Source organism: Vagococcus sp. AM17-17 (genome assembly GCF_003471765.1).
Classification (GTDB): domain Bacteria; phylum Bacillota; class Bacilli; order Lactobacillales; family Vagococcaceae; genus Vagococcus; species Vagococcus teuberi.
The window spans coordinates 16069-41198 of record NZ_QRJY01000006.1; the positions used below are offsets into that span (position 1 = coordinate 16069).

The following is a 25130-nucleotide window of genomic DNA, read 5'->3' on the forward strand; positions in this document are numbered from 1 at the left end:
GTTAATCTCCTTATTTTCCTAAACAGAACTGACTAAATAACTGGGTAATTAATTCATCTTGAACATTCTCGCCCATAATTTCCCCCAGTAAATCCCATGCTCTTGTCATATCAATTTGCAACAAATCAACAGGCATATCAACTTCTATTCCTTCTAATACTTCATCAAGAGCCATATCAGCTTGTTCTAGCAGTGCTACGTGTCTTGTGTTGGAAATATATGTTGCATCTTTTTCAGACGTATTAGAAGCAAAAAATGTGTCTTTTATTAACTGTTCTAATAAATCAATGCCTCTACCTTCTAAAACTGATATTGGTAAGAATGGTGTTTCCCCTAATAAATTTTGTAATTCATCTTTATCTAATTTATTTGGTAAATCATTTTTGTTTAGTAAGACGATACGTTGCATATCTTTTGTTAAAGTGATCAGCTCACGATCCATCTCTGTAATAGGTTCACTTTGATTTAACACAAGTAACACTAAATCTGCTTCAGATAATGCTTTTCGACTTCTTTCAACGCCAATTTTCTCAACAATATCTTCTGTTTCTCGAATCCCTGCAGTATCAATTAATTTTAATGGTACACCACGAACATTAACAAATTCCTCAATAACATCTCTAGTTGTTCCTTCAATATCAGTCACAATCGCTTTATCTTCTCGTAATAAATCGTTTAAAAGACTAGACTTTCCAACATTTGGTCGACCAATAATTGCTGTTGCTAATCCTTCTCGCAATATCTTTCCTTGTGTTGCTGTTTCTAATAAATGAGCAATGTCTTTTTTTACTTCAAATGCTTTTTCTTTCATGATTTTAGTCGTCATCTCTTCGACATCATCATACTCAGGGTAGTCAATATTAACCTCTACTTGTGCTAAAGCCACCAACAATTTTTGTCTTAATGAATGAATTAACTGTGATAAACGACCATCTAATTGTCCAAGAGCTAAATCCATTGATTCACTTGTTTTAGCCTGTATTAAATCCATTACAGCTTCTGCTTGGGATAAATCCATACGACCATTTAAAAATGCACGCTTCGTAAATTCACCTGGTTCTGCTAATCTTGCTCCCTGTCTTAGTAATAGTTGTAAAATCTGATTCGCTACTACCATCCCACCATGACAATTAATTTCTACAATATTTTCGCGTGTAAAAGTCTTAGGCTCTAACATCACGGAATACATCACTTCGTCTAACACTTGATTCGTTTTAGGGTCTTTTATGTGTCCGTAGTGAATCGTGTGAGTAGGTACTTTTGTTAAATCTTTTTCTTTATAATTCGTCACACTTTGAGCAATTGTCACCGCATCATCACCACTCAAACGGACAATACTAATAGCACCTTCACCTGGTGGAGTTGAAATGGCAGCAATCGTGTCAAACTCTTTAGTAATATTCATTCTTACCTTCCTTTCTTAAAAAGTACATATAAAAAAGCGCCCACTCCACCCCTTCACCTATGCAAAAAAGCATATACAAAAAAGTAGATAAGCACTTTGACTGCTATCTTATTTATAATCATAAAAATAATAGCATACTCTTAGGTCTGATGACAATATAAAAGACAAGAAAAAAGCCATACAAGAGATGTATGACTTTTTAAATCATTATTTTTTTAACTCAACAACCAAATAGCGATGGGGTTCATTACCTTCAGAATGTGTTTTTATATCTTTTTCATTAGACAAAAGGGAATGAACTTGTTTACGTTCAAAGGCCGGCATTGGTTCTAAAAACACTGGCTGGGAAGTATTTCTTACCTTATTGACAGCTTGGTGAGCCAATCTTTTCACCACTATCTCACGTCTTTCACGGTAATCACCGACATTTACAATAACAGTTAAACGATTTTTAACCAATCGATGAATATAAACTTGTGATAAATATTGAATAGCATTTAATACTTTTCCATGCTTCCCGATCAACAAACCTTTTTTATCTGTATCTAAGTGAAACACGACTTGATTATCATCTCTTTGTACTCGAACCATTGCTGGTGCACCCAATGCTTTTGTCATGTCTGTTAGATACAATGATAGTGCTGTAATCGCGTCATCAAGTGAAACATCTTGTGATGAGGAAACTGGTACTGACTTATCTTCTTCCACTATTTCCGAGTGTGAAACAGTGACAGGTTCTTCAATAACTTCTGTGGCTATGCTGTCTTCTACTACTTCAACAATTTCTTCCACTTCTGGTTCTTTGGCAACAACTGAAACAACGGCTTCTTTCTTACCAATACCTAAAAACCCTTTTTTTCCCTCTTCAATAATGGAGATATCCGCATCGACACGATTTAGATCAAGTGAAGCCAAACCTTTTTTTATGGCTTGATCAACATTTTCTCCTGTAAATGTAGGCATAATACGAACCCCCTCAGTTTATTTTTTTCGTTTTTTTGAAGTATTTGCTTTACGCAATGCTTTTTCTAATTCTCTTTTTCGCTGTTCTTCTGCTTCTTGTTCACGTCTAAATTTATATGGATTATTAATCAACAACGTTTGTAATACTTGGAATGCATTTGATATTACCCAATAAAGTGATAAACCACTAGCTAATTTAACACCCATAAATAAAATCATTAAAGGCATCACATAATTCATCGCCTTCATCGCACCTTGAACATTTGATTGGCTCATTGTTGTTAATCTTGTACTAATAAAAGTAAAGATAGCAGCTAGAATCGGTAAGATATATGTTGGATCTGGCTTACCTAGCTCTAACCATAAAAATGTTCCTTGTGTTAATTCTGGTATACGAGAAATTGCTTGCCACAATGCCATCATGATTGGTAACTGAACTAATAATGGTAAACATCCTGATAACGGATTAACGCCTGCTTCACTATACAAACGTTGCTGTTCTTCTTGTAACTTTCTAACTGTTTCCGAATCTTTTGATGCATATTTTTCTTGTAATTCTTTTAATTTCGGTTGTAACTCTTGTGTCTTACGCATACTTTTTGTTTGATAATGCATTAATGGTAGTAAAATTATTCTAATAATAATGGTAAAGATGATAATCCCAATCCCTGGATTTCCAAAAGACAACGCTTTAATTGCCTCACCAAAATAATACACAATATACCGATCCCATAATCCCACACTACTTTGATTGATTTCCCCTGTACCACATCCTGTCAAAATAAAGACAAGAACAAACATGGACAGAATAAACAACCATTTTTTCTTATTTTTCACTGACTAACCCTCTCTTATTTCATTAAATTAGCTAACTTAAACACGTGTACGATATTTTTCTTTACTTCTTCTAAAGATAAATTAATGACTTGAGGTCTTGCAATTAATACAATATTGTAATTCGGCTGAATCATCTCTTTCATGTCGTATAAAGAAGTTCGTATTAATCGTTTCACATAATTACGTGTTACAGCATTTCCTACTTTTTTTCCTACAGATAACCCTACACGAAAATGAGTATTTTCAGGTGATTCATAGACGTACACAATAAAATTTCTATTCGCAAAAGATTGCTTATTCTCAATTATTTGTTGAAATTCTTTTTCTTTTTTAATTCGATACGCTTTTTTCATATTAAACCACTCTTATCATAGCATAAAGTCCGCTTTTTTTTAATTTATTATAAAAAAAAATCACTGATTCGTAGAGTCAGTGATTTATGCTGCTAATACTTTTCTTCCTTTACGACGTCTACTTGCTAATACACGGCGACCGTTTTTAGTGCTCATACGTTTGCGGAACCCATGAACTTTTTGACGTTTACGTTTTTTTGGTTGATATGTTCTTTTCATCCTCATACACCTCCTATAAACTAATATGCTTTCTAAATAATCACATTAGACAGACTATGACATTATACAAATAAATATCACCTTTTGTCAACTGTATTGAGATTCTTCTTGATATATACTTATCCACAAAATATAAAATTTAATGACATCCCTGTTAAAAAATGATAAGTAATAAAAAAAAGATATATACTTAATCATGAGTTATCAACAAAAACACAACTATTTAAAAGTTATCAACAAGCGTTACTTAACCTGTTAATAACTGTGATAAAATATTATAAAATTAACGTTTGTATTTGTGTATATCTTGTTAATAAATAAATTTTAAAAAAGATATGCACAAAAAAAAACAAGCTGTGCATATCTTTTATTAAGACTTGATAATAAAGTATCCACAACTAAAAAATTCAGTGGAAAACTTTTTTTTTTAGTGCTAGAATATAAAAGACTATATGAGTTAGGGGGATAACTATGCCCGATTTTAATTTTATTTGGCAGGAACTTGTTGAAAACTATCGTAAATCACTAACTTCTCCAAGTTTTAGTGCCTGGATTGATCCTGCAAAACCGATTAATTTGCAAAATAATATATTAACAATCGAACTACCATCAGATTTACATAAAAATTACTGGGAAAAAAATTTAGCTGCAAAAATTGTAGAAACTGGTTTTGAATTAACAGGTGAAGAAATTACGCCTGTTTTTATTATTCAAGACGATGAGCCTATTGTAACCAAAACAAAAAAAGATTCTCCTGTAGAATTACCAAACATTGTCAAAAAAAATAGTAAAAAAGCGTTACTAAACTCTAAATATACCTTTGACACCTTCGTCATAGGAAAAGGAAATCAGATGGCTCATGCGGCTGCATTAGTTGTTTCAGAAGACCCCGGAGCCACATATAATCCACTATTCTTCTATGGTGGTGTAGGACTAGGGAAAACACATCTAATGCATGCTATTGGACACCAAATGTTGGCAAATAATGTTGACGCTAAAATAAAATATGTTACAAGTGAGTCATTTGCAAACGACTATATTAATTCAATTAAAAACAGTACTTCTGAAGATTTTAGGCAAGAATATCGTAATGTAGATTTACTACTAGTTGATGATATTCAGTTTTTTGCTGATAAAGAGGGGACACAAGAAGAATTTTTCCATACATTCAATACACTTTATAACGAGGGTCATCAAATTGTATTGACTAGTGATCGTTTACCAAATGAAATTCCAAAATTACAAGAGCGATTGGTATCAAGATTTGCTTGGGGATTATCAGTAGACATAACACCTCCTGATTTAGAAACGCGTATTGCCATTTTGCGTAAAAAAGCAGATGCAGAAGGATTAGAAATTCCAGACGATACATTATCCTATATCGCTGGTCAAATAGATTCAAATATACGCGAATTAGAAGGTGCCCTAGTACGTGTACAAGCTTTTTCAACAATGAAAGGGCAAGATATTACAACTAGTCTGGCTGCTGATGCATTAAAAAGTTTAAAACCTTTGAAAGAAAAAAGTGAATTATCTATTTTAGGTATTCAAGAAGAAGTATGTAAGTATTATCATCTGCAATTAAAAGATTTAAAGGGAAAAAAACGTGTCAAAACCATCGTTGTTCCTAGACAAATCGCTATGTATTTATCTCGTGAATTAACAGATAATTCTTTACCAAAAATTGGTGCAGAATTTGGTGGTAAAGATCATACGACAGTCATACATGCACATGAAAAAATTCAACAATTAATTGAAAAAGATATAACTATACAAAAAGAAGTAAATGATATTAAACAAAAACTTCTTTGAAAAGCTGTGGAAAAAAACAAAATTTAATATTAATTTATCCACAGTTTTTCAACAAGCTGAATCCTTTACCAGTTATCCACAAAAAAGGTTTTTCCACAGTATGAACAGCACCTACTACTACTACTATTTTATATAATATTAATTAAAAGGAGATCTCTTAATGAAAGTTACCCTAAATAGATCAGCATTTTTAGAAGAATTAGCTACAGTTCAACGAGCTATTTCAGGTAAAACAACTATTCCTATTTTAACGGGAGTAAAATTAACGATTACAGAATCAGGTTTAACTCTTACAGGAAGTAATGCTGATATATCTATTGAAACATTTTTAAATGTAAACAATGAAAAAGCGAATATGTTAATTGAATCAACTGGCTCTATTGTAATTCAAGCTCGCTTTTTTAATGAAATTATCAAAAAATTACCCGAGCAAACATTAACATTAGAGTTAATAGAAAATAATCAAGTCATTATTACATCAGGTAAAGCTTTATTTAATGTTAATGGATTAAATGCAGAGAGTTACCCTCAATTACCTATTGTAGATGATAAAACAAGCTTCAAATTACCTGCTAGGGTATTAAATAAACTAATTAGCGAAACTGTTTTCGCAGTATCTTCTCAAGAAAGTAAACCAATACTCACAGGGGTACATTTAACATTGAATAACAGCCAATTGCTAGCTGTGGCAACAGATAGTCATCGACTAAGTCAACGAAAAATTGAATTAGATAATGTAAATCAAGTATTTGATGTCGTTATTCCTGGAAAAAGTTTACTCGAATTATCACGTTCTTTTAAAGATGAAGAAGAATTAGTTGATATATCTATAATGGATAATCAGATTTTATTTAGAACAGAAACTATGAACTTTTATTCTCGACTATTAGAAGGTAATTATCCAGATACAAATCGATTAATACCTACAAGTTTTAATACAGAAATAAACTTTAATGTTTCTAATCTTTTATCAGCAATAGATAGAGCATCTTTATTGTCTCATGAGGGTCGAAATAATATAGTCAAACTGTCAATTGATTCAGAGAATGTTACTATATATGGAAATTCACCAGAAATTGGAAATGTAGAGGAGAAATTATCTTACTTAGAAGTTGAAGGAGAACCTATAGTTATATCTTTTAATCCAGATTATATGAAAGCATCATTAAAATCTTTTGGTGATATTGATATTACAATTCGTTTTATTTCACCTATTCGTCCCTTTACACTACAACCTAAAGATGGAGACATTGAATTTATTCAATTAATTACCCCTGTCCGAACTAATTAAATATGAATTCCTCACTTATAACGTGAGGTTTTTTATAAAAAGATCAAATTTAACGGAATATAAAGAGATTAAAAGGAAGGTAATAACATGACTATCTATGATTATATTGCCACATTGGATAGTGGTGAAACTTACTCTATGGAACGATATAAAGGAAAAGTGATGGTGATTGTTAATACAGCTACTAAATGTGGGTTAGCTTCACAATTTAAGGAGTTAGAAGAAATTTATCAAACATATAAAAATCAAGATGTTATTGTATTAGGATTCCCATCAGATCAGTTTCATCAAGAATTAAAAGATAGTAAAAAAGCAAGCCAAACTTGTCGAATGACATATGGAGTAAGTTTTCCAATGCATGAAATATCCAAAGTTAATGGAGCATATGCCAATCCAATTTTTGATTATTTAGTTGGAGGAACATTTGGTTTTTTAGGTAATAAAATCAAGTGGAATTTTACAAAATTTTTAGTAGATAAAAATGGAAATGTCGTAAAGCGTTTTGCACCTACAGATAAGCCAGAAAAAATGATTCCTTATATTAATAGCTTACTTGAAGAATAATTTTATCAGTCATTCTTTCAAATTCTAAAACAAAGTATTGATCGCTTCGATACTTTGTTTTTTTGTTAAAGTAAAAATGCGTATGAAAAGCAAATTACTTTCGTACATCTAAATTCTAACACAATCCACTTCAGTTAATTTAATAAATAACTTTTATTCGTTCTGTCGAATTTTATAAAAATATTCATTATTTTACGTTCTAAGAGATTTAGGCTTAAAAATGATAAAAGTATCGATTTATTCTATATATGCTTAAAAAACGATTTTACCAAAGAAAATTTGTTTTTAGGTTGTAAAAAGGGTATAATGTAAGTAACGGTAAATTGAAACAGAGAAGGTGAAAATTTGTGAAAAAGGCATTTAAATTAAAGACAGAATATATGACTCTTGGTCAATTTTTAAAAGAAGTTGATGTGATTTCCAGTGGTGGAATGGCTAAGTGGTTTTTACAAGAGAATATAGTATTTGTAGATGGAGAACCAGAAAACCGTCGTGGTAGAAAACTATATGCAGATATGATGATAGAAATACCTGATGTAGGTACTTTTTTTATGGAAAAAAATACATCGGATGAAGAATAATCATGCAGCTTAATCAAATTGTCTTAACAAATTATCGTAATTATAATCAGTTAACACTAGATTTTTCACCTAAATTAAATGTATTTGTAGGAGATAATGCACAAGGAAAGACAAATTTATTAGAAAGTATTTATGTTTTATCACTAACAAAGAGTCATAGAAGTAATCATGAAAAAGAGTTAATTCAATGGAATAAAGAATTTGCTCGAATTGAGGGGAATATCAGTAAAAAAAATGGGGACATTGATTTAACGATGATTGTTTCTAACAAAGGTAAAAAGACAAAAGTAAATGGATTAGAACAGACCAAATTAAGCCAATATATAGGCTATTTAAACGTCATATTATTTGCCCCTGAAGATTTATCCTTAGTGAAAGGCTCACCTCAACATCGTCGAAAATTTCTTGATATGGAAATTGGACAAATCAACTCACAATATTTGCATCACTTAAGTAATTACCAATCTGTTTTGAAACAGCGCAACCAGTATCTAAAAAAATCAGCTTATAATAAAATACATGATGCAGTGTACTTAGATGTATTGAATGAACAATTAGCACAAGAAGGAAGTTTTGTGCTCTTTTCACGTTTGTATTTTATTGGATTATTAGAGAAATGGGCAAATACAATTCATGAGAGTATCTCATATGGTAAAGAAAAACTCAACATTACTTATAAAACATCTCTAGAGTTGACAGAAGAGATGACTCAAGAAGATCTATATCATTTACTCATGAAAGAATTTAAACAATCAGAAGCAAGAGATTTAACTCAATTAACAACAAGTGTTGGTCCTCACAGAGATGATTTAATTTTTATGGTTAATGGACAAAATGTTCAAACTTACGGTTCTCAAGGTCAACAACGAACAACAGCTTTGAGTGTTAAGCTAGCGGAAATTGAGTTAATTAATGATGAAATTGGTGAATATCCTATTTTATTATTGGATGATGTTTTAAGTGAATTAGATGATGCAAGGCAAGTACAATTGATGGAATTTATTGATAATAAACTCCAAACATTTTTAACAACAACGAGTGTGTCGCATTTAAATGATAAATTAAACATTAAACCCGAAGTATTCTATGTAACAAATGGAGAAGTAGAAAGGATGAGTGAAGACGTTGACGGATAAACAAGTAAACAAAGGCCAAGCTTCAGCATATGATGCAAGTCAAATTCAAGTCTTAGAAGGATTAGAAGCGGTAAGAAAGCGCCCAGGAATGTATATTGGATCGACCGGTCCACAAGGTTTGCACCACTTAGTATGGGAAATTGTCGATAACTCGATTGACGAGGCGTTAGCAGGGTATTGTACAGAAATTAATGTCACGATTGAAGAAGATAACAGTATCACAGTCAAAGATAATGGACGTGGTATTCCAGTAGGGATTCAAGAAAAAACGGGACGACCAGCTGTTGAGACCGTCTTTACAGTCTTACACGCTGGAGGAAAATTTGGTGGTGGGGGTTATAAAGTCTCAGGTGGTTTACATGGTGTAGGTTCATCCGTTGTAAACGCGTTATCTGAATCACTTAATGTTAAAGTTCATGTTGATGGAAAAATTCATCATCAAGAATTTAATCGAGGAAAAGTCGTAGATGACTTAGAAGTAATTGGTGAAACAGACCATCGCGGAACAGTTGTTAACTTTAAACCGGATGCTGAAATTTTTAAAGAAACAACCATTTTTGAATATGATAAATTAGCAACACGTATTCGTGAATTAGCTTTCTTAAATCGAGGATTACGTATTAGTATTACTGATAAACGTGTGAGTCCTGAAAAAGAAGAATCTTACTACTACGAAGGTGGGATTAAGAGTTATGTTGAGTATTTAAATGCTGGGAAAACAGTTCTTTTTCCAGATCCAATTTACACAGAAGGTGAACAACAAGATATTAGTGTTGAAGTAGCAATCCAGTACACTGACGATTACCATACTAATTTGTTGAGTTTTGCTAATAATATCCATACCTATGAAGGGGGAACACACGAGTTTGGTTTTAGAACTGCTTTAACACGTGTGATTAATGATTATGCAAAACGTCAAAAATTATTAAAAGAAAATGACGAAAATTTAAGTGGAGATGATGTACGTGAAGGAATGACAGCTGTTATCTCTATCAAACATCCAGAACCACAATTTGAAGGACAAACAAAAACAAAATTAGGTAACTCTGAAGTAAGAACAGTTACAGATCGATTATTCTCAGAAGCTTTTAATAAATTTTTATTAGAAAACCCTGATGTAGCAAAACGTGTCGTTGAAAAAGGGATTTTAGCATCTAAAGCTCGTTTGGCAGCTAAAAGAGCACGTGAAGTAACACGACGTAAGGGAGCTCTTGAAATTAGTAGTTTACCTGGTAAGTTAGCTGATTGTTCAAGTCGTGATCCTGAGAAAAGTGAATTATATATTGTCGAAGGGGATTCTGCGGGAGGCTCAGCAAAAACTGGTCGTGACCGTAAGTATCAAGCCATTTTACCTATTCGTGGGAAAATCTTAAACGTCGAAAAAGCAAGCATGGAAAAAATATTGGCCAATGCAGAAATTCGTTCACTATTTACAGCAATGGGAACGGGGTTTGGTGGCGATTTTGATGTATCAAAAGCACGTTATCATAAATTAATTATCATGACCGATGCCGACGTCGATGGGGCACATATTAGAACTCTTTTATTAACGCTATTTTATCGTTATATGCGTCCAATTGTTGAAGCTGGATATGTTTACATTGCTCAGCCGCCATTGTATGGGGTAAAACAAGGGAAAAAAATTACATATATTCAACCAGGAAAAGATGCCGATGAGAGATTAGCACAAGCAGTTGCCGATCTTCCAGCAACACCAAAACCAAGTATTCAACGTTATAAAGGTCTAGGAGAGATGGATGACCATCAATTATGGGATACAACAATGGATCCAGCCAAACGTACAATGTTACGTGTAACAGTTGAAGATGCTGCTAAAGCAGATGCTGTATTTGATATGTTGATGGGGGATAGAGTAGAACCCCGTCGTGAGTTTATCGAGGCCAATGCACATTATGTTAAGAATTTAGATATTTAAGTAAGGGAGATACGTTCATGTCTGAAGAAATCAGAGAAAATATTCAAGATGTTAATTTGACACAAGAAATGGAAGAATCCTTTATTGATTATGCCATGAGTGTTATTGTGTCTCGTGCGTTACCAGACGTAAGAGATGGACTAAAACCTGTTCATCGCCGTATTTTATATGGGATGAACGAAATGGGCGTGACACCTGATAAGGCACATAAAAAATCAGCACGTATCGTTGGGGATGTTATGGGTAAATACCATCCTCATGGTGATAGTGCGATTTATGAATCCATGGTGCGTATGGCTCAACCATTTAGTTACCGTAATATGTTAGTTGATGGGCATGGTAACTTTGGCTCTGTCGATGGTGACGGGGCTGCCGCGATGCGTTATACGGAAGCTCGTATGAGTAAGATTGCGATTGAAATGTTACGCGATATCAATAAAAATACCGTTAATTTCCAAAAAAATTATGATGAAACTGAAAGAGAACCAGAAGTATTACCTGCACGATTTCCTAACCTTCTAGTTAATGGGACAACTGGTATTGCGGTTGGTATGGCGACGAATATACCACCGCATAACTTATCTGAAGTTATTGATGCGTTGAAGTTGTTGATGGATAATAAAGAAGTAACAACGAATGAATTAATGGAAGCTCTACCTGGTCCAGATTTCCCAACTGGTGGACTTGTTATGGGGAAATCTGGTATTCGTAAAGCTTATGAGACTGGTAGAGGCTCAATTATTGTTCGTGCTAAAGTAGATATTGAAGAAAAATCTAATGGCCGAGAACGCATCATTGTAACAGAAATTCCATATATGGTGAATAAGGCTAAACTAGTTGAACGTATTGCTGAGTTACATCGTGAAAAACGAATCGAAGGTATTACTGATTTAAGAGATGAATCATCACGTGAAGGTATGCGTATTGTCATCGAGATTCGTCGAGATACAAGTGCATCTGTTGTGTTGAATAATTTATACAAATTAACCTCACTACAAACAAGTTTTGGTTTTAATATGCTAGCCATTGTTAAAGGTGTGCCAAAAGTTTTAGGATTAAAATCAATTCTAGAATATTATCTAGAACATCAAAAAGAAGTCATTGTTCGTCGTACAGAATTTGATAAACAAAAAGCAGAAGCACGTGCTCATATCTTAGAAGGATTGAGAATTGCGTTAGATCATATTGATGAAATTATTAAAATTATCCGTGCATCTGATTCTGATGATGTGGCAAAAGCAACTTTGATGGAACAGTTTGATTTATCGGATAGACAATCACAAGCAATTTTAGATATGCGTTTACGTCGTTTAACCGGTTTAGAACGTGAAAAAATCGAAGCGGAATACCAAGATTTATTAGTATTAATTGCTGATTTGAAAGACATATTAGCTAATCATCATAGAGTACTTGATATTATTTCTGAAGAACTTGATGAAGTTCAACGTAAATATGGTGATGAAAGACGGACTGAATTACTCGTTGGAGAAGTATTAAGTCTTGAAGATGAAGATTTAATTGAAGAAGAAGATGTGGTTATCACATTAACTCACAATGGCTATATTAAACGATTGCCAAGTACAGAATTCCGTACACAAAACCGTGGTGGACGTGGTGTTCAAGGTATGGGTGTACATGATGATGATTTTGTTGAAAATCTCTTATCATGTTCAACTCATGATACGTTATTATTCTTTACTGACACGGGTAAAGTATATCGTGCTAAAGGGTATGAAATTCCTGAGTATGGTCGTACGGCGAAAGGAATCCCAGTAATTAACTTATTGGGCATTGATTCATCTGAAAAGATAGAAGCAATTATCAATATTGAAGGTAAGGCTGATTCTAACCAATACCTATTCTTCACAACTAAGCTAGGAACGGTAAAACGTACTTCAGTTCAAGAGTTTGCTAACATCAGGACAAATGGATTGAAATCTATCGGCTTAAAAGCTGGGGATTCATTAATCAACGTAGCCTTAACTGATGGTGATGATACAATCATTATTGGAACTAATTTAGGCTATTCAGTTACCTTTAAAGAAGAAGCAGTGCGTTCAATGGGACGCAGTGCTGCTGGAGTTCGTGGTATTCGTTTAAGAGAGAATGATTATGTTATTGGCATGGATATTTTAAAACCAGACATGGAAGTATTAGTTATTACTGAAAATGGTTACGGTAAGAGAACACATGCTAAAGAGTATCCAATTAAAGGTCGTGGTGGTAAAGGGATCAAGACCGTCAATATTACTGAAAAAAATGGTCATCTTGTCGGCTTAACAACTGTTAGTGGCGAAGAAGACATTATGTTAGTAACGAACAAAGGTGTTATCATCCGTTTTGAATTGAATTCAGTTTCTCAAACTGGTCGTTCAACCCAAGGTGTCCGCTTGATTCGTTTAGAAGAAGATGCTTTAGTATCTACTATGGCGACAATTGAAGTTGAAGAAGATGAGGAAATTATTGTTTCAGAAGAAATTGAAATTGAAGTCACAGAAGAAGTAGAAGAAGAAAATAATTCTGAAGAATAAAAGTAAAACCATTCAAAATATACTGTATTTTGAATGGTTTTTTTACAAAAAAGTTTAAATAAAGGGGTGTATAAATGACTGAAGTAGGATTTATAGGACTAGTTTTTATAGGAGTGATTTGTTTTATTATATTTGTAAGCATGAAAGAACGCCGAAGATATCGACAAATGATTCAAAAGAGATGGGAAAAAGATCCATCTTCGTATTGCTCTGCAAATGAGGAGTACTTGACTGAAGCAACGTATTACCTACTTAGCATGATGAATAGGAAAGACAATGTTAATTCAGCTACTTGGTATGATTTAGACATGCTCTACTCCTCTTTAAAGTCAGTGGAATTAGACTCACCACATCATTATATTGTAGTGGAAGAATGGCAAGACTATCTGGGAAAAAATAATGATGTTAGGGAAGAACTGCAATATCAATTGAATCAATTAGGAAAAAAGGTAAACGCAAATGGGATTTATTATTATTTTTCTGATGATACTGCCCCCTAAAATTGGTTTAGGAATTTCATTGCATCAATAATTTTCAATGTAGTTTTTTATTTGATTTATAAAGCAAAACTAGGGATGGAATTAACAATGTTACCTTATTTTGTCCAAACAATAGGTATATCGGTGAAAGTATCTAAGCTGTCTTTCATTGAAGATAAATTCAGGCCACTAATTAATCCTTTAGAGTTAGTATTAAAATATGGATTTTTTTCAGAATAAAATCAGGTAGTGAAGTAGAAGTCTTGATAGAACTAATCTCAGCGATGTTTTTATTACTTTTTGTATCATGTCAATTGGTGGATAAAAAATTTAGACAACATTAAGATAAGTTACAGGGATCATGTTTATTGTAAGGGAAACTAGATGCTAATTGTGGTGTTTTAAATTTTAGACAGATGAATGAAGACGATTGGTGTAAACCAGATTATTCTAATGAGACATCCATTGAGGTAAAGTTGTTAATTCATCCTTTGATTCAACAACCAGTTGCTAATTCGTTTGATTGTCATAAAATAGTCCTTATAACGGTCTTTAACGCTTCTGGAATAATAATTAGGTATTAGTTGTATTCTCTCTCAGACGTTAAATATGGCCTTATTAGATGAGTTCAAGTTAAGACCTGGTCTAGTTATGCCATCTATGGGGTCACCGATATTATTTCTGAAGGTGATGGTTGTTTCATGTCTGAAATAAAGTCATTAAACGAGATGATTGATAGTGTCACTAAGGGGTGTTTTAGCTATTGTTGGGTTTCCTAAAAAAATTACACAGAATACCACTCATGATATTAAACAATTTGAAGAAACAGCTCATTGGCAAGAAGTCGATTAAAATAAAGATATTATAAATTTATATTGCAATGAATCATTTAAAAGTGTATAATTTAATACTGTGAGTAAATGAAAATTTACTCTCCTTGTTCCTTATAAATAAGGAACCTTTAGTCCATAAGGAGGTGAAAATCAATGAGTCAGGTATCAAATTATGAAATCATGTATATAATTCGTCCTAACATTGATGAGGAAGCAAAAAATGCTCTAGTAAATCGTTTCGATTCAATCTTGAAAGATAACGGAGCAGAAGTTTTGGAATCTAAACAATGGGAAAAACGTCGTTTAGCTTACGAAATCCAAAATTTCCGTGAAGGTATCTACCATATCGTTAAAGTTTCTTCTACAGATGCTGCAGCAATCAATGAATTTGATCGTTTAGCAAAAATCAATGATGACATTTTACGTCACATGGTTGTTAAAGAAGAAAACTAATAATGTTTCACGTGAAACATTTATAACGAAAGGAGATTAACCAATGATTAACAATGTTGTATTGGTAGGTAGACTTACTCGCGACCCAGATTTGAGATATACGTCAAATGGTTCTGCCGTAGCCACTTTTAACTTGGCTGTTAATCGTAATTTTACTAATCAAAGTGGAGAACGAGAAGCAGATTTTGTTAACTGTGTGATTTGGAGAAAACCAGCTGAAACTTTAGCAAACTATGCTAAAAAAGGAACTCTTTTAGGAGTTGTTGGTCGTATTCAAACAAGAAACTACGAGAATCAACAGGGACAAAGAGTGTATGTGACTGAAGTGGTTTGTGAGAATTTCCAATTATTAGAATCTAAAAACGCATCAAGTCAAAGACAACAACAATCTGGTGGCTTTGATAACAATGCTGGTGGATTTAATGATTTTTCTCAAAATAATCAAAATACACAATCATCATTTGGCCAATCTTCAAGTAATGACATGCCGAACTTCGATCGTGATAACAGTAATCCATTTGGAAACTCATCATCGATAGATATTTCGGATGACGATTTACCATTCTAATAATAGAGGAGGGCATAAAATGGCAGCTCAACAAAGAAGAGGCGGACGCCGTCGTCGTAAAGTATGTTACTTTACAGCTAACCATATTGATCATATTGATTATAAAGATGTTGAATTATTATCACGCTTTGTTTCAGAACGTGGTAAAATTTTACCTCGTCGTGTGACAGGTACATGTGCTAAACATCAACGTAAATTAACGATTGCAATTAAACGTGCAAGAATTATGGGATTATTACCATTTGTTAGTGAAGACTAATTAAAATCAATCAAAAGACATTCATTAGAATGTCTTTTTTTGTTTCACGTGAAACAATGAAGAATAGTTTAGAAATACGATGGATTATGGTAAAATGATAAGAGTATATAACTAGAATCGTTAGGAGAGTGGATATAGATGAAAGTTATCTTTTTAGAAGATGTTAAAGGAAAAGGAAAAAAAGGAGAAGTAAAAGATGTTGCTGTAGGGTATGCACAAAACTTCTTGATAAAAAAAGGATTAGCTAAAGAAGCAACTTCTCAAAGTTTAAGTGAATTAAAAGGAAAAGAAAAAGCTAAAGCAAAAGAAGATGCTGAGATTTTAGAGGAAGCAAAACAATTAAAAGAAAAATTTGAATCTGAAGGTTTTGAAGTTATTATAAAGTCAAAAGCCGGAGAAGATGGACGCTTATTTGGATCTATTCCTTCAAAACAAGTTGCAGATGGCTTACAAAAGCAACATAAAATTAAGGTAGATAAACGTAAAATTGAAATGGAACAACCAATTAAATCTTTAGGATATACAACTGTTCCAGTGAAATTACATAAAGAAGTGGTCGCAAAACTACGTGTTCATGTTGTAGTTGAGTAACCGGAAATTGAGGGTTGTAATCTATGGAACATATTCAACAAGATAGAGTGCCACCTCAAAGCATCGAGGCAGAACAAGCGGTTTTGGGTTCTGTCTTTTTAAATGCCGATGCTTTGATTGAGGCAATGGAATATATTGATTCAGCAGATTTTTATCGTCGTTCACATCAATTACTGTTTCAAACGATGTTAGATTTAAATAATCGAAATGAAGCAATTGATGTCATCACAATGAAAACAGAACTAGAGCAGAAACAATTAATTGAGGATGTAGGCGGTATTAGTTACTTATCTGAATTGACAACGAGTGTTCCAACTGCAGCAAATGTCGGTTACTATGCAAAAATAGTGGAACAAAAATCATTACTACGTCGATTAATTCAAACAGCCACAGATATAGTGGCAAAAGGTTTCGAACAAGATGAAGATGTAGAGTTCATTTTAGATGAGGCAGAGCGCCAGATATTAGAAGTGTCTGAAAAAAGAAATAGAAGTGGCTTTTTAGCGATATCTGATGTATTAAGCGACTCGATCGCACAGATTGAGCAATTGTCACAACAGGGTGATGATATTACGGGATTGCCTACAGGTTATCATGCACTAGATAAAATGACAGCAGGGCTTCAATCGGAAGAATTAATTATTTTAGCAGCTCGTCCAGCGGTAGGTAAGACCGCTTTTGCCTTGAATATCGCACAAAACGTAGGAACTAAAACGAATGAATCAGTTGCTATTTTTAGTCTTGAAATGAGTGCCGAATCATTAGTGAATCGTATGCTATGTTCAGAAGGATCTATCGAAGCAAGTCATTTGAAAACAGGCCAATTAACTGATGAAGAGTGGAATAGTTTAATTGTCGCTATGGGTAGTTTGTCACGAGCAAATATTTTTATTGATGATACTCCAGGAATCAAAATATCTGAAATTAGAGCGAAATGCCGAAAATTAGCTCAAGAACAAGGTGAATTGGGATTAATTTTAATAGATTACTTGCAGCTGATTGAGGGAACAGGACGTGAGAACAGACAACAAGAAGTGTCTGAGATTTCACGTCAGTTAAAGAAACTAGCTAAAGAGTTAAAAGTTCCTGTTATTGCATTATCACAGTTATCACGTGGTGTCGAACAACGACAAGATAAACGTCCCGTATTAAGCGATATTCGTGAATCTGGTTCTATCGAGCAAGATGCAGATATTGTCGCCTTTTTATATCGTGATGATTATTATCAACGAGATGGTGAGGACGGTGATGATGAGCCGGTACAAGAGTCTAATAATATTATTGAAGTTATTATCGAAAAAAATAGAAGTGGTGCAAGAGGAACAGTAGAATTGATGTTTATCAAAGAATATAATAAGTTTACCTCCATTTCACCACGTGAAGAGTTTTGATGTTCGTGATTTGTGATTAAAATATGTTTTTTTATTTTAAATGTTCCGATTTAGTTGTGTTTGAAGCTTTTTTTTGGTAATATAGTCAAGTAATAATAAAAGAGAAGAACGGAGTGTTCGTATGTCATCAGTTGTAGTAGTAGGAACTCAGTGGGGAGACGAAGGTAAAGGAAAAATCACTGACTTTTTAAGTGAAAATGCAGAAATTATTGCAAGATACCAAGGTGGAGACAATGCAGGCCACACTATTCAATTTGATGGAACAACTTATAAACTCCATTTAATTCCATCTGGTATTTTTTACCAAGATAAAATAAGCGTGATTGGAAATGGCGTAGTAGTTAATCCAAAATCGTTGATTAAGGAATTAAACTATTTAAAAGAGCACAATATTCCAACAACTAATTTAAGAATATCAGACAGAGCACATGTGATTTTGCCATACCATATTCTTTTAGATCAACTACAAGAAGATGCTAAAGGTGATCAAAAAATAGGAACAACGATTAAAGGGATTGGTCCTGCTTATATGGATAAAGCAGCTCGTGTCGGTATTCGCATAGCTGATTTATTAGATAAAGAAATTTTTGAAGAACGTTTGAAAGTGAATTTAGAAGAAAAAAATAAATTATTCACTAAAATATATGAAGTCGATCCAATTTCATTTGAAGAAGTGTTTGAAGAATACTATGAGTACGGTCAATTAATTAAAGAATACGTAACTGATACATCAGTTATCTTAAATGAAGCCTTAGATACTGGAAAACATGTACTATTTGAAGGTGCTCAAGGAGTTATGCTAGATATTGATCAAGGGACATACCCATTTGTTACATCATCTAATCCATTAGCTGGTGGCGTAACAATCGGAACAGGTGTCGGCCCTTCAAAAATTGATAAGGTCGTTGGTGTTTGTAAAGCTTATACATCTCGTGTTGGTGATGGCCCATTCCCAACAGAATTATTTGATGAAACAGGACACCAAATTAGAGAAGTAGGTCGCGAGTATGGAACAACAACAGGCCGTCCAAGACGTGTTGGTTGGTTTGATAGTGTTGTGATGAGACATTCTAGACGTGTGTCAGGTATTACGAATCTATCATTGAATTCTATTGATGTATTAACAGGATTACCTGTTATCAAAATTTGTGTGGCTTACGAACTAGATGGTAAAGAAATAACTCATTATCCAGCAAGTTTAAAAGAGTTGTCTAGATGTAAACCAATCTATGAAGAATTACCAGGTTGGGAAGAAGATATTACAGGTTGTAAAACATTAGAAGAACTACCAGAAAACGCTAGAAACTATGTTAAACGTGTATCAGAATTAGTTGATGTCCGTATTTCGACGTTCTCTGTAGGTCCAGATAGAACACAAACAAATATCTTAGAAAACGTTTGGGAACAAATTTAAATACCCAATAAATAGAACAAAAATAGAGAGTTATCGAACTCTCTATTTTTTTATTATATAATAGCATGAGACCAATCACAGGGAGAAAATAAAAGATGACTTATAAATTTGATTTGTTGGTAGATTCATGTTGTGATTTATCATATGAACTGTTGCAAGAAACAGGTATTCGAAAAATAAGTATGACAATCCAATTAGATGGTAAAGAGTATCTTGATGATTTTCAAGAAACGCTTGATTATGAATGGTTTATGTCTGAATTAAAAAATGGTGCAACACCGACGACCTCACAAATTAACATTGGCAATTATTTAGATATTTTTAGAGATTACGCTTCAGGCAATCAACCATTACTCTATGTTTGTTTCTCTTCAGGGCTTAGTGGTTCATATAATAATGCACTCACAGCTTTAGCTATGTTAGAAGAAGAAAGTGGAAGTAGTGTGCCTATTACTATAGTTGATTCATTAGCAGCTTCTTTAGGAGAAGGTTTAATCATAGAGAATGTCTTATCACTTAGACGACAAAAAAAAGAATTATCAGAAGTTTTAGATTGGCTTCAGACTAATATACCGCGTGTTCATTCATGGGTGACGGTTGATGACTTAAAACATTTGGAACGTGGTGGAAGAATTTCGAAAACGAGTGCTATGCTTGGTAGTATGATTAAAGTTAAACCAACTATTTGTATGAATGCTGAAGGAAAATTAATTAATACCGGAAAAGTTAGAGGACGAAAACATTCTCTTGATAAGATTGTGGAGTTAACGAAAGACACAATAGAAAATGAAACAACACAAGATATTTTGATTGCATATGCTGGGGATGAAGAGTCAGGAGAAGCATTAAAAAAAATATTAGAAGAAAAAATTAATGTGCAGAGTGTTTCAGTACGCCGAATGGGACCAACTATTGCTAGTCATACAGGGTATGGCGCATTAGCTATTTTTTCATTTGGTAAAGAAAAATAAATAAGAAAACAGACATCCATTAATTAACGGTAATAGATGTCTGTTTTCTTATTATATTATCTATTTATTATGATAAATAGTATAATTATGCCATCATTAAAATTAGGAGTTGCGATATATGGAGTTTTTTACATACAATTATTTTGTTAATCAATCTAGTAACAGCCATATTTATCAATATTTATTAGTTATATTGGCTTTGATAATTATTTTATTATTGATTCTAAGGCGTTCAAAAAATAAAAGTCGATTAAAATATCGTGATTTGATTATTCTATTATCATTACTTTTAGTCTTTTTAATAGGAATCCAGGCAAATGACTATCAAAAAGGCAAGGCAGAAAAAGGAAACTACTCTCAGATGCTTTTCTTTTTAAATGCAGTTAGTAAGAAAAAATTAGTTGATCCTGAAACAATCAGTGTGAATTATAAATATTTAAAAGATGAGATGGTATTGAAAATAAATAATAAGTATTATCAGGTAAATTTTAACAGTGATTTCACAACATTTAAGTTAGAAGAGACCGTGTTAGTTAATGATGAATCAATCAAGGTCACAGGGAAGTGATGAGAAAATGAAAGAGTATTTAGATATAGGAATTAAGTTAGCTATTGGGATTATTACATTGATTTTCCAGATGAATTTATTAGGAAAAGCCAACTTGGCACCAACATCACCACTAGATCAATTACAGAACTTTGTTTTAGGTGGGATTATAGGTGGGATGATATACAATGATCAAATATCAATCTTACAATACTTTCTTGTGTTGGTGATGTGGACATTTTTAGTCACATTGTTTAAATATTTAAAAGAGAATGTTGCGATTGTAAAAAAAATGATAGATGGATATCCCACAACATTGATAAAAAACGGCAAAGTATTGGTAGATGAATGCAGTAAAAAAGGCATTTCTGCTAATGATTTAATGTTTAAATTAAGACAAGCCAATGTCTATGAAACACGTTTAGTTAAACGAGCTATTCAAGAGCAAAATGGGCAACTAACGATTATTTTATATGGTGAGGAAAATGTAAAGTATCCACTGATTACCAATGGATATATAAATCAAGATGTACTAGAAATGATAGACCGCGATGATTCTTGGTTATTTAATGAATTAAATAAACAGGGAGTAGAAATTCAAAATGTTTACCTTGGTGAATGGCTAAACGGTGAATTATTGCTTAGTTTATATGATTAAAAAACCGCCATGCCTAAAAGCATAACGGTTTTTTTTATTTAAATATGTTTTTTAATTGCTCTTTTACTGTCTCATTTTCTAAGAATTCATCATAGGTTGTTTCTGCACGGTCAATTACACCTTGATCTGACACTGCGATGATACGATTTGCAGTTGTTTGGATAAACTGGTGGTCATGTGATGCAAAAAGAATAGAACCACTAAAGGTGATTAAGCCATCATTTAGAGCTGTAATTGATTCTAAGTCCAAATGGTTGGTTGGATCATCTAATACAAGTACGTTTGATTTAGATAACATTAGTTTTGAAAGCATACAACGAACTTTTTCTCCCCCAGATAAAACATTAACAGGTTTTAATACGTCTTCGCCTGAGAAAAGCATACGTCCTAAGAAACTACGTAAAAATGTATTATCATTTTCTTCTTTTGAAGCATATTGGCGTAACCAATCCACGATGGTCATATCATTGTTGAATTCTTCTGTTGTGTCTTTAGGTAGATAAGCTTGAGATGTTGTAACACCCCAACGAACCGAACCAGTATCTGGTTCCATTTCACCCATAATAATTTTGAAAAGAATAGTTGTTGCGATATCGTCTTTTGCAATAAAGGCTACCTTATCATCTTTTCTTAGTGTAAATGAGATATTATCTAAAATTTTCTTTCCATCAATTGTTTTTGATACATTTTCAACTTGCAATAAGTCATTTCCAATTTCACGTTCTGGGTTAAATCCTACAAATGGGTAACGACGTGATGAAGGTTGGATATCATCTAGTTCAATTTTATCTAACATTTTTTTACGAGAAGTTGCTTGTTTAGATTTAGAAGCGTTGGCACTAAATCTTGCAATAAAGGCTTGTAATTCTTTGACTTTTTCTTCTTTTTTAGCATTTTGATCTGCTTGAAGTCTAGCAGCTAACTGACTAGACTCTAACCAGAAATCATAGTTCCCAACGTATAGCTTAATTTTTCCGAAATCTAAATCAGCCATGTGTGTACATACCTTGTTTAGGAAATGACGGTCATGGGAAACCGTAATAACAGTATTGTCAAAGTTGATTAAAAATTCTTCTAACCATGCGATAGACTCTCTATCAAGACCATTCGTTGGCTCATCTAGTAGTAATACGTCAGGTTGGCCAAATAGTGCTTGAGCAAGCAATACTTTTACTTTTTGTCCGGCTGTTAGTTCACTCATTTTTAGATTATGTAAATCTTCTGGGATATTTAAACCTTGTAGTAAACTTGCCGCTTCTGGTTCAGCTTCCCAACCATTTAATTCCGCAAATTCTCCTTCAAGTTCAGCTGCTTTAATCCCATCTTCATCAGAAAAATCTTCTTTCATGTAGATGGCATTTTTTTCTTGCATCACTTCATAAAGACGTTTATGTCCCATGATAACAGTATCAATCACAGTTTCGTCCTCATAGTCAAAATGATTTTGTTTAAGTGTTGCTAATCGCTCATCAGGTCCTAAAGCAACATATCCTGTTGTTGGTTCAATTTCATTTGAAAGTATCTTTAAGAAAGTTGACTTTCCAGCACCATTTGCACCAATTAATCCATAACAATTTCCTGGTGTGAATTTTATATTTACATCGTCGAATAGTTTTCTATCCGGGAATTGTAAACTTACATCTGAAACAGTAATCAAAATAAATCCCTCACTTTTTCTTTATTAGTGTTGTTGTAATGTCTATCGTATCTCCCCGATTATATCGGGTTTAAACAGTTGGTGCAACCATATGAATAAAAAGAACCTTAGTCAAGGAAATGACTAAGGGTTAAAACGTTCTTTGTAAAATCGATTTTGTAATAGTATAGATTATTTCTTTAGTGTTTTGTTTATTACTAGGAAGAGATTGGATGCCATCTAGAGCACGATTTGTGTAGTGAGATGCTAGCTCATAGGCTTTTTCTACACCATGACAATCGCTTACTAAATCATGGATTTGTTTCGCATCTTCTTGTGTCATGGCGTCCTTCTTACTAAGTATCGGCTCAAAAAAGTCAGGATGTTCTGCAATACTACAAATCAAAGGTAAGCTATAAATCCCTTGCCTAACATCTTCTAATACAGGTTTTCCAAGAGTTTCTTCACTTTGAGAATAATCCAAAATATCATCCACAATTTGGAATGCAAGACCGATGTCTTTTCCGATTTCACGACATTTATTCGCAAGATTTTTACTTCCGCCATTTTCAAAGCATCCAATAAAACAACTTAATGCAAATAACTCAGCTGTTTTTCCGGTGATATTGGCTAAATAGTCATCAACAGTGACATTGATATTATAGCGTTCATTCATTTGGCCAAGTTCCCCTAGTAGAACCTTTTCCATGCTTGTTGTATTAAGCTCAATACTTTTTAATGAATTTTGGTATTGAATTAATAATTTAAAACAAACGATGAATAGGTAGTCACCAGAGTAAACCGCGATGTCAGTGCTAAAAGAAGCATTCATCGTTTTAGTTCCACGTCTAGTATCAGCGACATCAATAATATCATCATGAATTAACGTAGCAGTATGAAGTGTTTCAATCGCAGCAGCAAGAGCAATGGTCTTTTTCTTATCCACTTTTGTTCCAAATTCGGAGAATAAAAGCAGATACGCTGGACGAAGTAGTTTCCCACCAGAGTGGAAAATAGCTAATATAGCATCTTCTACTTCCTTATTAGGTAAAGAAATTGATTCTGAAATTAAATTTAATGTTTTTTGTAAGTCTTTTTTTAAGGACGGATATGACGTCCACATATCATGAGGTTCCATCAATAGTCTCCTTATTTTAGAGTATGTTTATCATAGGCCAACTGAAATTCCTGTAGTGTTTTAACATGTAACATTAAATAATTGGCAGCAATTCCTATAGCAATCCCAGCTAAAATACCAATCCATGAAAGAATGGGTAGGTAGAGCATAACAGTCCATGATTTGGCAATCCAACTGGCGATGAGCAGTTGTCCCACATTGTGTAGGAAACCACCAAAAGCACTGATACCGATTGTACTAATACGTTTTGGCCCCAACTGTTTGAGTGTAAGCATCCCAAAATAACTTAGAAAGGCTCCCGCAGCACTATACATTAATGTTGAGACAGTTCCGCCTAGTAGTGTGGTTAAAAATAAACGTAAAACGACCAAGGTAAAACTATCCTTTATAGGCATAGTAAAAATTGCAATAATGGTAATTAAGTTAGCTAATCCAAGTTTTGCTCCAGGAGCAAACGCAAAAGGAAAAGGAATCATATTTTCAAGTAAACCTATAATAACACCTTGAGCAACAAGTAGAGCAATGTAGATAATTTTTTTATTTTTTGACATGATTATTCTCCTA

The 25130-nt window shown here is 33.2% G+C and carries 25 protein-coding genes; 17 read left to right on the forward strand and 8 right to left on the reverse strand.

Annotation, left to right across the window (positions count from 1 at the left end; all coding sequences use genetic code 11):
- Window positions 1-10: 10 nt before the first annotated feature.
- The 5 genes from mnmE to rpmH all read right to left on the reverse strand — a co-directional run bounded on the left by mnmE (window position 11) and on the right by rpmH (window position 3777).
- On the reverse strand, window positions 11-1405 hold the full coding sequence (gene mnmE / locus DW196_RS08015) for a tRNA uridine-5-carboxymethylaminomethyl(34) synthesis GTPase MnmE (protein WP_118250891.1): 1395 nt from the start codon (window positions 1403-1405) through the stop codon (window positions 11-13).
- A gap of 207 nt (window positions 1406-1612) precedes the next feature.
- Window positions 1613-2368, reverse strand: coding sequence for an RNA-binding cell elongation regulator Jag/EloR (jag, locus tag DW196_RS08020; protein WP_118250892.1), 756 nt, complete (start codon window positions 2366-2368; stop codon window positions 1613-1615).
- An 18-nt stretch (window positions 2369-2386) separates the two neighbouring features.
- A complete protein-coding gene (locus DW196_RS08025) occupies window positions 2387-3205 on the reverse strand; it encodes a YidC/Oxa1 family membrane protein insertase (RefSeq protein ID WP_370447148.1) in 819 nt (272 codons plus the stop codon).
- 14 nt (window positions 3206-3219) lie between these two features.
- Window positions 3220-3558: a ribonuclease P protein component gene (gene rnpA / locus DW196_RS08030; RefSeq protein ID WP_118250893.1), complete on the reverse strand. Its 339-nt coding sequence runs from the start codon at window positions 3556-3558 to the stop codon at window positions 3220-3222.
- 84 nt (window positions 3559-3642) lie between these two features.
- Window positions 3643-3777, reverse strand: a complete 135-nt coding sequence (rpmH, locus tag DW196_RS08035) for a 50S ribosomal protein L34 (RefSeq protein WP_071457793.1) — start codon at window positions 3775-3777, stop codon at window positions 3643-3645.
- Between the two features lie 471 nt (window positions 3778-4248).
- On the opposite strand from rpmH, the gene dnaA reads away from it, so the two are divergent.
- The 17 genes from dnaA to DW196_RS08120 all read left to right on the forward strand — a co-directional run bounded on the left by dnaA (window position 4249) and on the right by DW196_RS08120 (window position 21792).
- Window positions 4249-5589, forward strand: coding sequence for a chromosomal replication initiator protein DnaA (gene dnaA / locus DW196_RS08040; RefSeq protein ID WP_118250894.1), 1341 nt, complete (start codon window positions 4249-4251; stop codon window positions 5587-5589).
- A gap of 160 nt (window positions 5590-5749) precedes the next feature.
- On the forward strand, window positions 5750-6880 hold the full coding sequence (dnaN, locus tag DW196_RS08045) for a DNA polymerase III subunit beta (protein ID WP_071455928.1): 1131 nt from the start codon (window positions 5750-5752) through the stop codon (window positions 6878-6880).
- A gap of 87 nt (window positions 6881-6967) precedes the next feature.
- Window positions 6968-7444: a glutathione peroxidase gene (locus tag DW196_RS08050; protein WP_118250895.1), complete on the forward strand. Its 477-nt coding sequence runs from the start codon at window positions 6968-6970 to the stop codon at window positions 7442-7444.
- A 347-nt stretch (window positions 7445-7791) separates the two neighbouring features.
- Window positions 7792-8025 (forward strand): S4 domain-containing protein YaaA, encoded by a 234-nt coding sequence (gene yaaA / locus DW196_RS08055; protein WP_118250896.1) that lies wholly within the window; start codon window positions 7792-7794, stop codon window positions 8023-8025.
- A 2-nt stretch (window positions 8026-8027) separates the two neighbouring features.
- A complete protein-coding gene (gene recF / locus DW196_RS08060) occupies window positions 8028-9161 on the forward strand; it encodes a DNA replication/repair protein RecF (RefSeq protein ID WP_118250897.1) in 1134 nt (377 codons plus the stop codon).
- On the forward strand, window positions 9151-11097 hold the full coding sequence (gene gyrB / locus DW196_RS08065) for a DNA topoisomerase (ATP-hydrolyzing) subunit B (protein ID WP_071455932.1): 1947 nt from the start codon (window positions 9151-9153) through the stop codon (window positions 11095-11097). Before recF ends, gyrB begins: the two co-directional genes overlap by 11 nt.
- A 17-nt stretch (window positions 11098-11114) precedes the next feature.
- Window positions 11115-13628, forward strand: coding sequence for a DNA gyrase subunit A (gene gyrA, locus DW196_RS08070; protein ID WP_118250898.1), 2514 nt, complete (start codon window positions 11115-11117; stop codon window positions 13626-13628).
- A gap of 74 nt (window positions 13629-13702) precedes the next feature.
- Entirely contained in the window at window positions 13703-14128 is a 426-nt protein-coding gene (locus DW196_RS08075; RefSeq protein ID WP_071455934.1) for a hypothetical protein, read from the forward strand.
- Window positions 14129-15093: 965 nt separating this feature from the next.
- Window positions 15094-15393: a 30S ribosomal protein S6 gene (gene rpsF, locus DW196_RS08080; RefSeq protein ID WP_071455935.1), complete on the forward strand. Its 300-nt coding sequence runs from the start codon at window positions 15094-15096 to the stop codon at window positions 15391-15393.
- Window positions 15394-15436: 43 nt separating this feature from the next.
- On the forward strand, window positions 15437-15961 hold the full coding sequence (gene ssb / locus DW196_RS08085; RefSeq protein WP_071455936.1) for a single-stranded DNA-binding protein: 525 nt from the start codon (window positions 15437-15439) through the stop codon (window positions 15959-15961).
- Between the two features lie 19 nt (window positions 15962-15980).
- Entirely contained in the window at window positions 15981-16220 is a 240-nt protein-coding gene (rpsR, locus tag DW196_RS08090; RefSeq protein ID WP_071455937.1) for a 30S ribosomal protein S18, read from the forward strand.
- A 138-nt stretch (window positions 16221-16358) separates the two neighbouring features.
- Window positions 16359-16811 carry a 50S ribosomal protein L9 gene (gene rplI, locus DW196_RS08095; protein ID WP_071455938.1) on the forward strand — a complete coding sequence of 151 codons (453 nt, stop codon included), beginning with the start codon at window positions 16359-16361 and terminating at the stop codon, window positions 16809-16811.
- Between the two features lie 23 nt (window positions 16812-16834).
- Window positions 16835-18202 carry a replicative DNA helicase gene (gene dnaB, locus DW196_RS08100; RefSeq protein WP_118250899.1) on the forward strand — a complete coding sequence of 456 codons (1368 nt, stop codon included), beginning with the start codon at window positions 16835-16837 and terminating at the stop codon, window positions 18200-18202.
- 121 nt (window positions 18203-18323) lie between these two features.
- Window positions 18324-19616, forward strand: a complete 1293-nt coding sequence (locus DW196_RS08105) for an adenylosuccinate synthase (protein WP_071455940.1) — start codon at window positions 18324-18326, stop codon at window positions 19614-19616.
- Window positions 19617-19711: 95 nt separating this feature from the next.
- Entirely contained in the window at window positions 19712-20587 is an 876-nt protein-coding gene (locus tag DW196_RS08110) for a DegV family protein (RefSeq protein WP_118250900.1), read from the forward strand.
- A gap of 118 nt (window positions 20588-20705) precedes the next feature.
- Entirely contained in the window at window positions 20706-21155 is a 450-nt protein-coding gene (locus DW196_RS08115) for a DUF3290 family protein (protein ID WP_071455942.1), read from the forward strand.
- 7 nt (window positions 21156-21162) lie between these two features.
- A complete protein-coding gene (locus DW196_RS08120) occupies window positions 21163-21792 on the forward strand; it encodes a DUF421 domain-containing protein (protein WP_071455943.1) in 630 nt (209 codons plus the stop codon).
- A 34-nt stretch (window positions 21793-21826) separates the two neighbouring features.
- Here the strand turns inward: DW196_RS08120 and DW196_RS08125 are convergent, their stop codons facing one another.
- From DW196_RS08125 to DW196_RS08135, 3 genes are all read right to left on the reverse strand, one after another.
- Window positions 21827-23449, reverse strand: a complete 1623-nt coding sequence (locus DW196_RS08125; protein WP_118250901.1) for an ABC-F family ATP-binding cassette domain-containing protein — start codon at window positions 23447-23449, stop codon at window positions 21827-21829.
- 130 nt (window positions 23450-23579) lie between these two features.
- The gene (locus DW196_RS08130) at window positions 23580-24566 is read right to left on the reverse strand and encodes a polyprenyl synthetase family protein (RefSeq protein WP_118250902.1); all 987 of its coding nucleotides are present in this window, start codon (window positions 24564-24566) and stop codon (window positions 23580-23582) included.
- Window positions 24567-24577: 11 nt separating this feature from the next.
- Complete coding sequence (locus DW196_RS08135; RefSeq protein ID WP_071455946.1) at window positions 24578-25117, reverse strand: Gx transporter family protein; 540 nt, start codon at window positions 25115-25117, stop codon at window positions 24578-24580.
- Window positions 25118-25130: the final 13 nt, after the last annotated feature.

Coding starts and splice junctions, on each gene's coding strand:
- mnmE (WP_118250891.1), bottom strand. CDS start 1,405: ATGAATATTACTAAAGAGTTTGACACGATTGCTGCCATTTCAACTCCA.
- jag (WP_118250892.1), bottom strand. CDS start 2,368: ATGCCTACATTTACAGGAGAAAATGTTGATCAAGCCATAAAAAAAGGT.
- rnpA (WP_118250893.1), bottom strand. CDS start 3,558: ATGAAAAAAGCGTATCGAATTAAAAAAGAAAAAGAATTTCAACAAATA.
- rpmH (WP_071457793.1), bottom strand. CDS start 3,777: ATGAAAAGAACATATCAACCAAAAAAACGTAAACGTCAAAAAGTTCAT.
- dnaA (WP_118250894.1), top strand. CDS start 4,249: ATGCCCGATTTTAATTTTATTTGGCAGGAACTTGTTGAAAACTATCGT.
- dnaN (WP_071455928.1), top strand. CDS start 5,750: ATGAAAGTTACCCTAAATAGATCAGCATTTTTAGAAGAATTAGCTACA.
- DW196_RS08050 (WP_118250895.1), top strand. CDS start 6,968: ATGACTATCTATGATTATATTGCCACATTGGATAGTGGTGAAACTTAC.
- recF (WP_118250897.1), top strand. CDS start 8,028: ATGCAGCTTAATCAAATTGTCTTAACAAATTATCGTAATTATAATCAG.
- gyrA (WP_118250898.1), top strand. CDS start 11,115: ATGTCTGAAGAAATCAGAGAAAATATTCAAGATGTTAATTTGACACAA.
- DW196_RS08075 (WP_071455934.1), top strand. CDS start 13,703: ATGACTGAAGTAGGATTTATAGGACTAGTTTTTATAGGAGTGATTTGT.
- rpsF (WP_071455935.1), top strand. CDS start 15,094: ATGAGTCAGGTATCAAATTATGAAATCATGTATATAATTCGTCCTAAC.
- ssb (WP_071455936.1), top strand. CDS start 15,437: ATGATTAACAATGTTGTATTGGTAGGTAGACTTACTCGCGACCCAGAT.
- rpsR (WP_071455937.1), top strand. CDS start 15,981: ATGGCAGCTCAACAAAGAAGAGGCGGACGCCGTCGTCGTAAAGTATGT.
- rplI (WP_071455938.1), top strand. CDS start 16,359: ATGAAAGTTATCTTTTTAGAAGATGTTAAAGGAAAAGGAAAAAAAGGA.
- dnaB (WP_118250899.1), top strand. CDS start 16,835: ATGGAACATATTCAACAAGATAGAGTGCCACCTCAAAGCATCGAGGCA.
- DW196_RS08105 (WP_071455940.1), top strand. CDS start 18,324: ATGTCATCAGTTGTAGTAGTAGGAACTCAGTGGGGAGACGAAGGTAAA.
- DW196_RS08110 (WP_118250900.1), top strand. CDS start 19,712: ATGACTTATAAATTTGATTTGTTGGTAGATTCATGTTGTGATTTATCA.
- DW196_RS08115 (WP_071455942.1), top strand. CDS start 20,706: ATGGAGTTTTTTACATACAATTATTTTGTTAATCAATCTAGTAACAGC.
- DW196_RS08120 (WP_071455943.1), top strand. CDS start 21,163: ATGAAAGAGTATTTAGATATAGGAATTAAGTTAGCTATTGGGATTATT.
- DW196_RS08130 (WP_118250902.1), bottom strand. CDS start 24,566: ATGGAACCTCATGATATGTGGACGTCATATCCGTCCTTAAAAAAAGAC.
- DW196_RS08135 (WP_071455946.1), bottom strand. CDS start 25,117: ATGTCAAAAAATAAAAAAATTATCTACATTGCTCTACTTGTTGCTCAA.